The following is a 584-nucleotide window of genomic DNA, read 5'->3' as shown; positions in this document are numbered from 1 at the left end:
TTTTTATACAGCAAGTAGACAATTTTCAACGTATCATAGTAAAAAATTTAATGAAGAAGTAAAAGATGTAGATAAAGTTTATTATCAAAGTTATGCAAGTGTAGTAAAAAATGTATTTAGTGATTATGTAGTGGCTATTCCATATATTTTAGTAAAGTTAACTGAAGGTGAAAATGATGGATTAGTGGCAATAGATTCTGCTAAATGGGGTGAATTTAAAGGTGTATTGAAAAGTAAGTATAGACGTGGAATTTCTCATGGAGATATTATAGATTTAAGACGAGATGACTACAAAGGATTCGATGTAATAGAAAAATATGTAGAGATAGTATCAGATCTTAAAAATAAAGGGTTTTAAGGCCCTGTAAATAATTTTGTGGAAACTGAAAAAAATGAACTCCTCCTTGGAAATAATTAAGATAACAAATTATTACAAGAAGGAGTTTTTTTATATGGGAAATGTGTCGAAAGAATTATTATGAGAATACATAAAGGAGCAAAATTTTAGTAACGCTAATGAAATTTTAGTTGTACTTAAAGAAATGTTTAGAGACGTATTACAAGAATCATTAGAGGCTGAAATG

The 584-nt window shown here is 27.7% G+C and carries 1 pseudogene; it reads left to right on the top strand.

Annotated elements, in window-relative coordinates:
* Positions 1-358 (top strand): annotated as a pseudogene (locus NG904_RS16675) (triacylglycerol lipase); the annotation flags it as partial.
* Positions 359-584: the final 226 nt, after the last annotated feature.

The sequence above is a fragment of the Clostridium sp. ZBS15 genome (genome assembly GCF_023845705.1).
In the GTDB taxonomy this organism is placed as follows: domain Bacteria; phylum Bacillota; class Clostridia; order Clostridiales; family Clostridiaceae; genus Clostridium; species Clostridium aquiflavi.
This window is presented reverse-complemented; position numbering and strand designations above follow the sequence as displayed.